Consider the following 12725-nt stretch of genomic DNA (forward strand, 5'->3'; position numbering starts at 1 on the left):
GATGAATAAATTTTATTACATACTTCTGTTGCTTTGTTTGCCATGGATGGCATTTGCCCAAGAGAAGGCTACACCGGCTCCGGCGGCTAAAAGCAAGGCACCCGTGACATACGAGGCTTTCTTCAAGAACGGGATGAGAAAGATAGAGGGTACGTTTCCTGTTTACCAGTCAGACAAGAAATGTTATCTGGAAATTCCTGCCGAATTGTTAGGGAAAGACTTGATGTCAAGCGGTATTATCTCGAAAGGTCCTTGGAATGGAACGGCATCCGTGAAAACGGATCTGCTGATTTTCACCTTGGGGCGTAATGACCGCTTGGAGGTTCGGAAACAACTTTGTAGGGATCGTGCCGAGGGGGCGATGGCGGGAGCCGTGGAGGCATCCGCTTTGGAACCGGTGGATTATTTTTATCCTATAGCTGCTTATGGTAAGAACAAGAAAAGTTATATCATTGATATTACTGCGGACGTCAATGCCACGGGCAAATTGTTCGCTTTCCCTAACTTGCAATGGGTAAACCGTCCGACAGCCGATCGTTCGGGATTGGATAGCGTGTACGTGATTGATAACGGTATGAAATTCATGAGTTTGCACACGCAGACGGATTATATGCCCGGTATGATGCCCGGACAGATGGGGTACGACAAGCACAATTCCGTGATGATCGAGTGGACATTGCAGGCATTGCCTGAGCGTCAGGTGTGCGACCGGGAGGCAGATGCCCGTGTGGGATATATGTCCCTTTCTTTTAACGATTTCGATCGGAACCCGTATAAAGCGGAAGCGGTGTACGTTGTGCGTCGTTGGAATTTGGAAATAAGACCGGAAGACACAGAGAGATACAAACGGGGTGAGTTAGTGGAGCCGAAGATGCCGATTGTCGTTTATTTTGACCGTGCTGTTGACCCGGCTTCGCGGGCTGCTGCGGTTCGGGCTATTGAAGAGTGGAACGGTTGCTTCGAACAGGCTGGATTCAAGAACGTGTTGCAAGTGAAAGAGGGTGAACCGGAGGCTTATTTCGCTTATCACCAGATTAGTTTTTCACGGGCATTGATCACGAGAAAAGTAAATACGGTAACCGATCCTCGCACGGGAGAGATATTGTGTGCCAATATCAGTATCGGTAGTTCTGATATACGGGATTATCTGTTGCGAGCCTTTATCGGTTTGGGAGCGTATGAACCCGCCGTGTTTACCGATTCCTTGTCCGTGGTGCAGGGGGAGGTTGCTCGTTACGTGACTTCTAAATACTTGGGTGAAATATTGGGCTTGGTGCCTAATATGGCAGGAAGCATGGCATACACGACAGCACAATTGCGGGATGCCGCTTGGGTGAAAGAGCATGGTATTTCGGCTTCCGTGACCGATGGATGTGGGGTGAATTATGCCGTGCAACCGGGGGATAATATTCCGTTGCGGGATTTGTTCTCCAAGGTTTCCGATTATGACCGTTGGGCTATTGAGTGGGGGTATCGTCACTATCCCGGCTTGGATGTCCAAGCGGAAAAGAAGGCATTGAAAGCTTTGGCGGGAAAGGCGAAAGATAACGCCGTACTGTGTTTTATGCCTGAAGGTCGGAAAGGTTATAAGGTTAATAAGTTCGATTTGGCACAGGATAAACTGGTGGCTGCCGAATTGGGTATCAAGAATCTGAAATTGCTGCTGCCTGCCATGGAAAGTATTGCAGAGCGTTTGGACAGAGATGATTCTTGGCAAACATACAGTGAGTTGACTATGATGATTTATGCGGCATACATGAATCATGTGGCGCTGGCATTGGATTATATCGGTAGTGTTACCCCGGAAGCTATTATTGCCGGGTATAACGAGCAACCGTTGAATTTTGCTTCCAAGGCACAGCAGGAGGAAGCGATGCGTTTTATCGGGAAATACGTGTTCGCGGGAGCGCCGGCATGGATGAACAATCCTTTGATGGAACAAGTGTCAGGGTTTACAGAAAGAGAACTGATGACGAATGTCTTAGAGAGAGTATTCGGTAAATTGAATAATCCCGAAGTACTCGCGTATTTGTTGTTGACCGAAAGAAAATTAGGCAACAAGGGATACACTTACGGGGACATGATGAATGTGATTGACCGGGATGTATTTTTGAATTTCAGCGCGAGCAGGAAAGTGACCTCCTATGCGGCTTTAGTGCAGACGGAATATTTGAAGAGCTTTATAAAGTTGTACACGGAGGCTAAGGTTGAAAAGTATCCAAGTGACCTTTCTTATTATTTGATAGGGAGAATGAGTCAATTGTTGAAATCAATAGAGCGATTGGGACGCACGCACGGTGATGCCGCTACCCGCCAACATTACCGGGGTTTGGGTATCTATTTGAAACGGGCGTTGTTACCGAAAGAACAACCAAGAATACCGATGAAATAAGTTGTACTCTTTCTTAAATTGAAAGTTATGAAGAATATTATACTGACCTTATTTTTTGCGTTGTTTTTTATCGCTTGCACCAAGGATGAAAAGACAACGATTCGATTCGATATCCGGGATTATGACGGGACAGCCCCTCGAGTGATAGTCGGTTCGTCGAACCAAGGTGTAGAGATTGAGCATGCCACCGGGAAAGGATTCATCGAGTTGGAGCTGAAAGAGCCTGCTTACGCAAAAATTACCGTGCGGAAATACGATTCGAAGTTGTGTTTCTTGGAGCCGGGAAAGGAATTGACCTTGGCGTATAGCCAGAAAAAAGGAGAGAAAGAGATTGTGTACGGGGGAACCTTGGGCGAGGAAAATCAATTCTTGAATCAAGTGAAGTTTTATGACGGGGTGTGCGTTGATTATAAAAATCACAACGTACAAGTAATTGCCCGGAGAGCGGATTCGGTATTGGCTGTCAACAAAGCGAAACTGGAAAAAACGTCCTATTCTGCCACTTTCAAAGCGTGGGAAGGAAAGCGTTTGCAAGTGGAAACGTGGTTCCCAGTGTTGCGTACGCGGGAACTGGATACAGCCGTGTATTTACAGACGATACGTCAATGTTTCGTGGAGGATTCGACTTATTTGTCTTTACCGAATTACCGGGAGTTCTTGGAGCAATACGTCCGGACGTTGGTGCGGTTGGGGCACGGAACGAAGTCAACCTTGGAAGGGGAGGATTGGGCAGATGCCCGCTTGAAAATGATTTTCGATAATTTCCAAGAACCGGCTATCGTGGGCTACTTGGTGGATGTCACCTTGTTTCACTTTGCCGAGCGGGGTATCGAGCGTTATGAAAAGATTTATAATCAACACGTGAAAGATGCGGCTCGTTTGGCACTTTATGCCGAGGCATGCAAGAAAGCGGACCGGATTGCTCCCGGGCAACCTTGTCCCGATTTCAGTTTCGCGGACAACACGGGGAAGACGGTGACTTTGGCTGATTTGAAAGGGAAATTCGTCTATATCGATATGTGGGCAACGTGGTGCGGACCGTGTAAAGGAGAGATGCCCAGCTTGTTGGAATTGGAGAAGCGTTTCGAGGGGAAAGATATTCTGTTCGTGAGTCTTTCCATCGACAAGAATAAAGATATTGAATTGTGGAAACAGACTATCGAGAAAATGGGATTGGGTGGTATCCAGTTGCACTTGGGAGAGAATTGGGATTGGTTGAAGATATTTATGCCAGCTTCGATGTCTGTACCCCGTTTCGTCTTGTTAGACCGGGAGGGGAAATTCATTGATGCCAATATGACCCGTCCTTCCGATAAAGCGACGGCAGAGAGATTGGAAGCATTATTATAAACCGATAAAATTAATGTATATGAAAAAGATTTTATGGATGCTATTATTAACGGTAAGTTGCACGGGATTCGTTCGTGCGCAAGAGAGTGAAGGGATTCAATTTTTTCACGGGACTTGGGAAGAAGCCTTGCAACAGGCGAAGAAAGAGGGAAAGATGATATTCATCGATTGCTATGCCGATTGGTGCGGACCATGTTTCAATATGATGAAGACCATTTTCCCGTTGAAAGAGGTGGGCGATTATTTTAATCGTCACTTTATCAACTTGAAATGTAACATGGAAAGAGGGGAAGAGGGAATAGCGTTAAAGAAACGTTTTGATGTGGCTGCCTATCCGACGTTTCTGTTTGTCACGAGTGAAGGATACGTGGCTCACCGTAGCTCGGGGGCAATGAAATCGGATGCTTTTATCGCTTTGGCTGAGAAGGCGGTAGCTATCGGTCACAACGGTTACGAGGAACGTTTTGCCAAGGGTGAGCGGGACGAGGCTTTTCTGAAAGAATATGTACATGAAATGCTTTCCTTGCATAGTGCTGATGGAGTGGAAAATCTGTTGAACACACTTTACAAGGAACAAGGAAGTAAAGTGCTACGGGATAAAGATTATTGGGATGCTTTTGTTTGCTGTGCGGCGGATATCAATGCTCCTCTGTCACTTGCTTTCGTGAAAGAATACAAGAAATTGTACAAGGTACATGGAGAATACGCTGTACTTCAAAAAATCCGTAACCTGTATGCGAGTATAAGGTGTGCGTTACAGTTATACGATACCCAAGGGCGAAAAGAGGTGGTAAACGAGGAGAGAAAACAAGCCTATTTCGACCTGATAAAAGAACGTAAATTACCGGATTACAAAATGTTGCAACAGGAGGTGGATTATATCATCTTGCTTCGTGCCGGTAAATATGAAGAGGCTTACGCGTTGGGCGAGCAGAGTCTGGCAAAAGCGGATGCCCGTGGATTATGTAATTGGGCGACCTTGGGAGAACGCATGGTACGGCAAAATAAAGAAGTGCGCTTGAAAATGGCCGCTTGGGTAAAACGGGCTTTGGAATTACAGCCTAATGCCGAGATTGAAGAGGAGGGAAAAAGTGTGTTGCACGATTTGGAAACATTGGATAGACCGTTTAACGGTGGGAAAGGTAGTAAAGGAAGAAGTACAATACCCATGCGGGGATATCGTCGATAGAATCTAAAATCATTGAAAATGAGGTTATACAATCTATTGATATACTCGTTTTGCTTTCTGTTGTCCGGCACGGTACTCGGGCAACAGAAAGCAAATTATAAACTGGCGGACAAGTACTTGGTTTCCAAGATGGGAGGCGTCGTTTTCTCCCGGGAGGTGAAACCGAATTACCTGCCGGATAGCGAGCAATTCTGGTACTCGTACAAAACGAGTCGGGGGAATAATTATTACATCGTGAACCCGAAAAGCAAGAAACAACAATTGTTGTTCGACAGCGAGGATATGGCTGCTCGGGTCAGTGAAATCACGAACAAGACATTTAACACGAGAGATTTGAATATCACGCCGAACTTTGCCGAGGATGGTAAGAGTTTTTCTTTCATGGTTCAAGGCGTCACTATCAAGTATGACCGGGTATCGGGACAATGTTCCGAGCTTCCTCGTCCCGAGGTGAAATCGACTGATAGAAAGGTGTACAACCGCTTGGCATTGATGTATTCATACGCCCCGGACAGCTCGTACGCGGTGTTTTCCCGGGGACATAACATCTGGCTGCGGAAAGGCGATGAACCGGATTCTTTGGCTCGGCGTATCACGGATGACGGGATGGAGAATTTCTCTTACTCGGACAATGAAGTGGGGGAGGCAGTGGATATTTTCACCGCGAAAGCCCGTTGGCTGAAAGGTACTCGCCGTTTGTTCGTGATACGGGAAGATAATCGGGGCATTGGCACTTTGCTTGTGGTTTCTTCCGCGGGGGGAGGACGCCCTCGCCTTGTGACACCTGTCAGCGGCAGTGGAAAATACACGATGCCGGGTGACAAGAAGGTGACACAATACGAGCTTTCCTTGATAGACGCGGAAACGGGAAAGGTCACGAAAGTAGCCCTAGAGAAGTGGAAAGACCAGAAAGTGAAATTATTATACGTTTCCAAAGATAGCCGCTACCTGTACGTGCAGCGCACACGCCGGACGTGCGACGAGTTGGATATTTGCAAGGTGAACACGGAAACGGGAGAGGTAACCGTGGTGCTGAACGAGGTGTGCAAACCTTATTTCAGCGACCGCTATCAATCGATTACCTTCCTGAATGGTGACCGGGAATTTATCTGGTGGTCGGAGCGTACCGGGTGGGGACACTATTACCTGTACTCTGCTGACGGACAGTACCGCGGGGCAATCACTTCCGGTAACTGGATGGCAGAGAAAATCGTCCGCCTCGACACGAATCGCCGGGAGCTTTATGTCACGGGACACGGGCGGGAGAAAGGCATGAATCCTTATTACGCTTGTCTTTATAAAGCCGTTTTAGACGGAAACGGTCGGGTGGAACTGTTGACACCGGAGGATGCTAACCATAACGTGGTCATGAGTCCGTCCGGGAATTACTTCGTGGACAATTATTCAAGGGTGGATTTGGCACCTCGTTCCGTGTTGCGGGATAAAAACGGTAAATTGATTTGCGATTTGGCGGAAGCGGATTTGAGCGCGCTCTATGCCATGGGATGGAAAATGCCGGAGCGATTCACGGTGAAAGCCGCCGATGGCGTGACGGACCTTTACGGGGTGATGTGGAAGCCTTTCGATTTTGATTCCACCCGTCACTACCCGATTATCTCGTACGTTTATCCCGGTCCCCAGCAGGAGGCAATGGATTTGAATTTCACGGCAACAGGTAATCACAACGCGGCATTGGCGCAAGTCGGTTTCATCGTCGTGAACATGGGACACCGGGGTGGCAGTCCCCTGCGGGACAAGTATTACCGTACTTACGGGTACGGGAATCTTCGGGATTACGCGTTGGCAGACGACAAGCACGGGTTGGAGCAATTGGCTGCCCGTCACTCGTTTATAGATATCAATCGGGTGGGCATATTCGGTCATTCCGGCGGTGGCTTTATGTCCGCCGCAGCGATTTGCACTTATCCCGAGTTTTACAAGGCGGCGGTAGCCTCTTCCGGTAATCACGACAACAACATGTACAATCAGGCGTGGGGAGAAACTTTCCACGGGGTAACCCAGACCGTGAAAGGGAAAGATACCGTGTTTACTTGTAAAGTACCGACCAACATGGAATTGGTCAAAAATCTGAAAGGGCATCTCTTGGTGGTAACAGGGGACGAGGACGACAACGTGCATCCCGGTCATACCTTGCGTCTGGTAGATGCTTTGTTGAAAGCCGGAAAGAATTTCGATATGTACGTCTTGCCCGGGCAGAAACACTTGTACCGGGGAGCGGCGGACCTCTTCTGGCGCCGTAAAATATGGTTCCATTTTGCGAAACACCTTTTGGGGGATTACTCTTCCGAGAATTTTACCGAGATGGACGAGTATAACCAGTAAAATAGCAACGAGATGATTAATAAAACTGTTTTTATGTTTGTGTTTACGATGCTTCTGGTGGGATGTCAATCCCGCCGGACCGTCGTATCCTTCACTTCTCCGGACGTGGAATTGCCGGAAGCATCATTAAGTATTGGAAATCAGGAATGGAAGGCGGTGAGAGATACAGCGAATACCATTCGGTTCGAGTTGGAGAATGTGCCCTCGGGTTACGCGCTCCTGCGCTTCGGGCGCACCGGTAAAATGATATTCGTGGAACGGGGACAAGATTTGACCGTCCGTTTTACCCGTCATGTGCAACCCGGGGTTTCCCGTTATTCATTCGAGGGCGGAGGTGCACGGGAAAATCAATATATGGAAGAACAGACAAGACCTAATATGCGTGTTATGAATAACTTGTCTGAGGATGACGGGGTTATTCGCTTGTTGGACGACACGGTACGTCAGCGGGTGGAGGCTTTGCAGGCTCTTGCCCTTTCTCCCGATTTTATCCGCTTGGAGAGCGAGCGCCAGCGTTATAATGTCCTGCGTTCCTTTTCTGTTTACAAGAAATGGGGGAATGCTCTTTATCCTTATTTGAAAGAGCAATTAAAGGAAAACCCGGAACTTCTCGTGACCGAGGATTATCAAGCCTTTTTATTGGATGGTTTGTATGCTATCGGTGGTGAAGGACAAACTACCCCCTATGGCTATGCTAAAGGACAGTTGGAATATATCGTGCAAAATATTCAAGATACGGCGGTAGCCGATTTTGCGCTAAATTCCGTTTTATCGAGATACATGGAAAGAAGAGGGGTGGAATCGATAGACGGGTTAATGGACATGTTCCGGCAGAAGGTACATTCTCCCCGGGTAAGGCAAGCCGTCGAGGAGTTATACGTGAAATGGAATCGGGTGGCGAAAGGACAATCCATACCCGAGTTTACTTTTCTGGATATTGATGATAAGGAAGTTGCGCTATCAGAATTCAAGGGCAAGTACGTGTATATCGATTGTTGGGCAACGTGGTGCGGTCCTTGCAAGCAACAATTGCCGGCATTGAAACAGTTGGAACACAAGTATAAAGGAAAAGACATCGTTTTTGTCAGCATATCCAGCGATAGCGATAGTAATAAATGGAAAAACATGGTGAAAGAACAAAAGCTCGGTGGTGTACAGCTCATCAAGACAGTTCCCACGTATTCCGAGTTTTCCGACCTTTTCATGATAAACGCCATTCCTCGCTTTATTATCCTTGATAAAGAGGGTAAAGTGTTTGACGCGAACGTTACCCGACCTTCCGACCCCGCCACGGTGGAATTGTTGGACGGCTTGTTGTTGTAAGAATAACGGTTATATGGAAGGAGCATTTCTGCTGAAATAGGCTCCTTCACTCGTTTTTCTCTCGTTGTTCAGACGCTGTTGAGATACTGCCGATAGAGTGAACAACGGTAGTGTGAGAATTGTAGGACATTACACGGGGAGGTATCAAACCTAAATGGTTACGCTATTCTAGAGTTACTCTTGCTTAACCTTAAAAGTACAACACTTTCGCCTCACGAACGTATCATAAACGCACGTCGTCGTCCATGATACGTTCATGCTTCGAAGATGATACGTTCATGGTCTAGGGAAGCGTGGGAGAAGGTTCCCTGTAAAGGATGCGCGGGAGTAGCCCGATGGCGTCTTCTTTATCTCGCTATGTCGATTTTGGTCTTCATGTTTTTGATTTTCTCGTTTCGAACGCGGGAGAGTAGTTGACGGATATTGCCTCGCCGTACGGCGACAAAGGAGTGATAATCTTTGACTTCTATTTTACCGATGTCCTCTTTTTTAAGTTGTCCTTTCTGGCAGAGGAAGCCTACGATATCCATTTTGTTCACTTTGTCTTTTTTGCCTTTCCCGATGTATAGGGTTGTCCAGCGGGGAGTTGCGGGAGAAGAATTTTTTCCTGTCAGGGAGAATGTTTCCGGTGCTTCCGTCAGGTATTCCGGTAGTTCGTCTTCGTCGTCGAACAGGAGAAAGGCGGTACCGGAGGCGTTCATGCGTGCCGTTCTGCCGTTGCGATGTATGAAAGCGTCCTCTTTTTTGGGCAGGTGGTAGTGGATAATGTATTTTATTTCCGGGATATCCAAGCCGCGGGATGCCAAATCGGTGGATATGAATATGTTCGTGCTTCCGTTGCGGAATTTGCATAGAGCCCGTTCCCGTTCGTCCTGTTCCATTCCCCCGTGAAAGAATTGATTGTCCACTTCCCGCTCCCACAAGTAATCGCTGACTTCCTCTGCCCGTTCCCGGAAGTTACAAAATATAAGAACGGGTGCTTCGTCCAGTTCGCAGAGTAATTGGTATAGCGTGTCGAGTTTGCTCTCTCCTCGCGAATAGACCGATTTGACGGTCAAATCGGGAGCCGCGTTATGCTGGAAATCCAACGTGCAAGGAGAAACGACTCCCGTGAAAGCCGGAATGTCGACCACGTTTGTGGCGGAAGTGAGAACCCGTTTATGGAGGTTCGGGAGGTATGAAAATATACGTTCCATTTCACAGAGGAAACCGAATTCCAACGATTTGTCAAATTCATCCAGTATGATGGTGGAAACGGTACTGATATTTATTGTTCCGTGTTCGATGTGGTCGAGAATACGCCCCGGGGTTCCGATAAGTAAAGCGGGAGCGTGGGCAAGACTTCTGGTTTCCACGTTGATGTCATGACCGCCATAGCAACAAACCACTCTTAGACCGCTTTTCAAGGAGCGGAAAACGTTTTCTATCTGCATGGCGAGTTCCCGTGCCGGGGTGAGAATCAAGGCTTGTATATCGTTTTTTTCAGTGTCTAATGACTCTATCAAGGGAAGTAGAAACGCGAGCGTTTTACCCGAGCCGGTAGGAGAGAGCAGGATGATATTATCTGATTGCTTGTAGGCTCTCAAGGATGCTTCCTGCATCTCGTTCAAAGAGGTGATTCCGATATTTTCGAGTAGTTCTTGAGTATTCATGATTAAAAGTTCAATAAAAAAACTCCCTCCCGGCTTCGCCGTATTGAGTTATCGCTCGAACTGGCTCTCGCTCGGTAACGGGGAAACAAGTTTCCCCACTACTCTCGCTTACTCGCCAGTTTCCCTCTATAAACAGAGGGAGAGCTTAGTTACTCACCATCTTTGGCTAAAATTACCAGCTCTTCCTCTGTTTATAGAGGAGGTGGCGGCGAAGCCGACGGAGGAGTTTGCATTTTCAATTTTCAATTCTCCATTTTCAATTTCTTCTTGACTCTTGGACGGTCGAAGACTATTTTGGCTTGTTTGTAGCCTTCTTCCATGATGTCCTCGACGTTGTTGAGGTCGAACATGCTGAAACGGCTGATATGCCGGGGAACGATGACGATATCACAGAGTTGGGTGTCGATACTCATGTTAGACAGGATACCCATGTGAAACGAACGTTCGGCAAGATGCACGATGCTTTTGATGTGGTTGCTGGGTTCCAACGGGTCGATATGCACCCCGATGACGATGTCGCAAAGGTCACGAATAGGGCGTACGGGAAAATTCATAAAAACACCCCCGTCGGAATACAGGTGGTTGTCAATATTGACGGGTACGAACACGATAGGTATGGAACAGGATGCCAATACACGGGGTACAAGCTCGCCACTGTTGAAGTGCGTGGGTATTCCCAAGTTCATGTTCGTGGCAGTGACGACCAGCGGTATTTGCAGGTCTTCAAATGTTTTTGCTTGAATAAATTCGGATAATCGTTTTCCCATCCCGTTCATGTTCATTATCCCGGTTTTAGACACGAGAGGACGGGCAAAGTCGAGAAGTTTTTTCCCCTTGAAAAAATCCACGCCTTCCTCTGCCGTGTGCCCGGAAGCGAACATGACGCCCGCTATTGCTCCCGCACTGGTTCCGGATATGATGTCCGGTTTGATTCCTAACTCCTGCATTGCCTTGAACACTCCCAGATGGGCGAATCCTCGGGCTCCTCCTCCGCTTAATGCCAAACCGATATGGAATGGACGTTTTTCTTGATTCATTGAGTTTGTAAAGTTTATAAGGTTTATAAAGTCCGTAAGGTCTATAAAGTCCATAAGGTCAAAAGTCCATGGACCCCTGCGGGGCGCTTTGTTTACGGCAACCGTGGTTGCCGTAAAACTCAGTCCGAAGGACACCCGTGACCTTATGGACTTTTGACCTTACGGACTTTATGGACTAAAAAAAGGGGCTATCGCCCCTTTTTATTATTTTACAGTAGCCATGTGAGCGATTAACTCGAGTACTTTGTTCGAGTAACCCCATTCGTTGTCGTACCAAGATACGAGTTTCACGAAATTGGAGTTCAATGCGATACCTGCTTTCGCGTCGAAAATAGAAGTGCGGGCATCTCCCAAGAAATCTGATGATACTACTTCTTCTTCGGTGTAGCCGAGGATTCCTTTCAATTCGTTTTCAGAAGCATCTTTCATCGCTGCTTTGATTTCGTCATAGGTAGCTGCTTTTTCCAGACGGCAGGTCAGGTCAACCACGGATACGTCCAACGTCGGAACGCGGAATGACATACCGGTTAATTTGCCGTTCAATTCCGGGATTACTTTACCCACGGCTTTCGCTGCCCCGGTAGAAGACGGGATGATGTTTCCTGCTGCCGCGCGTCCGCCTCTCCAGTCTTTCATGGAAGGACCGTCAACTGTTTTTTGGGTAGCGGTCGTGGCGTGTACGGTAGTCATCAAACCTTCAACGATACCGAATTTGTCATGAAGTACTTTAGCCAACGGAGCCAAGCAGTTCGTGGTACAAGAAGCGTTGGAAACGATAGCTTGTCCCGCGTATGACTTGTTGTTTACTCCCATGACGAACATCGGGGTGTCGTCTTTTGACGGGGCGGACATAACCACGCGTTTAGCACCTGCTTTCAAGTGAGCTTCCGCTTTTTCTTTCGTTAAGAAAAGTCCGGTAGACTCTACCACGTATTCCGCGCCTACTTCATTCCATTTCAAATCTTCCGGGTTTCTTTCAGCCGTAACGCGGATAGCGTGTCCGTTCACCACGAGTTTGCCGTCTTTAGCCTCAACGGTTCCGTTGAAACGACCGTGCATGGTGTCATATTTCAACATATAAACCATGTAATCGACGTCGATCAGGTCATTAATACCCACGATTTCAATATCGTTTCTCGTCATTGCAGCACGGAAAACCAGACGACCGATGCGTCCGAATCCGTTGATACCAACTTTAATCTTTGACATTTTTCTTTTATTATTTGATTAATAATGATGTTAACTCTCTCGTTTAATGTCGTAAACTCACACAAAAGTATGGATAAAAAAATGAAAAACAAAAAACTTTTAGATTAGTTATACGCGAACGTTTTTTTTGTGAAAAAAGTTTGCGCAAACGTTTTAGATTTGTATCTTTGTCCCTGCAATGAAAGGAAATGTTTTTTGCTTTTATAAGTGTAGTAAATTTATTGTTAGTG

The 12725-nt window shown here is 47.1% G+C and carries 8 protein-coding genes; 5 read left to right on the top strand and 3 right to left on the bottom strand.

The features are described from left to right. The first annotated feature begins 1 nt into the window (after position 1). Genes ACK8P8_RS00295 through ACK8P8_RS00315 form a run of 5 tightly spaced genes read left to right on the top strand, consistent with a single transcriptional unit; the run spans position 2 to position 8597 of the window. The gene (locus tag ACK8P8_RS00295; RefSeq protein WP_369859915.1) at positions 2-2392 is read left to right on the top strand and encodes a zinc-dependent metalloprotease; all 2391 of its coding nucleotides are present in this window, start codon (positions 2-4) and stop codon (positions 2390-2392) included. 27 nt (positions 2393-2419) lie between these two features. Continuing rightward, positions 2420-3742, top strand: a complete 1323-nt coding sequence (locus ACK8P8_RS00300) for a TlpA family protein disulfide reductase (RefSeq protein WP_369859916.1) — start codon at positions 2420-2422, stop codon at positions 3740-3742. Positions 3743-3761: 19 nt separating this feature from the next. Beyond that, positions 3762-4931, top strand: coding sequence for a thioredoxin family protein (locus ACK8P8_RS00305; RefSeq protein WP_369859917.1), 1170 nt, complete (start codon positions 3762-3764; stop codon positions 4929-4931). A gap of 18 nt (positions 4932-4949) precedes the next feature. Beyond that, positions 4950-7274: a S9 family peptidase gene (locus ACK8P8_RS00310; RefSeq protein WP_369859918.1), complete on the top strand. Its 2325-nt coding sequence runs from the start codon at positions 4950-4952 to the stop codon at positions 7272-7274. Between the two features lie 33 nt (positions 7275-7307). Beyond that, positions 7308-8597: a redoxin family protein gene (locus ACK8P8_RS00315; RefSeq protein ID WP_410025398.1), complete on the top strand. Its 1290-nt coding sequence runs from the start codon at positions 7308-7310 to the stop codon at positions 8595-8597. A 347-nt stretch (positions 8598-8944) separates the two neighbouring features. On the opposite strand, the gene ACK8P8_RS00320 is transcribed toward ACK8P8_RS00315, so the two are convergent. From ACK8P8_RS00320 to gap, 3 genes are all read right to left on the bottom strand, one after another. Beyond that, positions 8945-10249 (bottom strand): DEAD/DEAH box helicase, encoded by a 1305-nt coding sequence (locus ACK8P8_RS00320; protein ID WP_369859920.1) that lies wholly within the window; start codon positions 10247-10249, stop codon positions 8945-8947. A gap of 242 nt (positions 10250-10491) precedes the next feature. Next, the gene (locus tag ACK8P8_RS00325; RefSeq protein WP_303180857.1) at positions 10492-11286 is read right to left on the bottom strand and encodes a patatin-like phospholipase family protein; all 795 of its coding nucleotides are present in this window, start codon (positions 11284-11286) and stop codon (positions 10492-10494) included. 204 nt (positions 11287-11490) lie between these two features. After that, the gene (gap, locus tag ACK8P8_RS00330) at positions 11491-12495 is read right to left on the bottom strand and encodes a type I glyceraldehyde-3-phosphate dehydrogenase (RefSeq protein ID WP_369859921.1); all 1005 of its coding nucleotides are present in this window, start codon (positions 12493-12495) and stop codon (positions 11491-11493) included. Positions 12496-12725 lie beyond the last annotated feature (230 nt).

The organism is Butyricimonas muris, assembly GCF_046365375.1.
Lineage (GTDB): Bacteria > Bacteroidota > Bacteroidia > Bacteroidales > Marinifilaceae > Butyricimonas > Butyricimonas muris.

Excerpts from the sequence above, each read along its gene's own strand:
- ACK8P8_RS00295 (WP_369859915.1), top strand. The coding sequence starts at position 2 with ATGAATAAATTTTATTACATACTTCTGTTGCTTTGTTTGCCATGGATG.
- ACK8P8_RS00300 (WP_369859916.1), top strand. The coding sequence starts at position 2,420 with ATGAAGAATATTATACTGACCTTATTTTTTGCGTTGTTTTTTATCGCT.
- ACK8P8_RS00305 (WP_369859917.1), top strand. The coding sequence starts at position 3,762 with ATGAAAAAGATTTTATGGATGCTATTATTAACGGTAAGTTGCACGGGA.
- ACK8P8_RS00310 (WP_369859918.1), top strand. The coding sequence starts at position 4,950 with ATGAGGTTATACAATCTATTGATATACTCGTTTTGCTTTCTGTTGTCC.
- ACK8P8_RS00315 (WP_410025398.1), top strand. The coding sequence starts at position 7,308 with ATGTTTGTGTTTACGATGCTTCTGGTGGGATGTCAATCCCGCCGGACC.
- ACK8P8_RS00320 (WP_369859920.1), bottom strand. The coding sequence starts at position 10,249 with ATGAATACTCAAGAACTACTCGAAAATATCGGAATCACCTCTTTGAAC.
- ACK8P8_RS00325 (WP_303180857.1), bottom strand. The coding sequence starts at position 11,286 with ATGAATCAAGAAAAACGTCCATTCCATATCGGTTTGGCATTAAGCGGA.
- gap (WP_369859921.1), bottom strand. The coding sequence starts at position 12,495 with ATGTCAAAGATTAAAGTTGGTATCAACGGATTCGGACGCATCGGTCGT.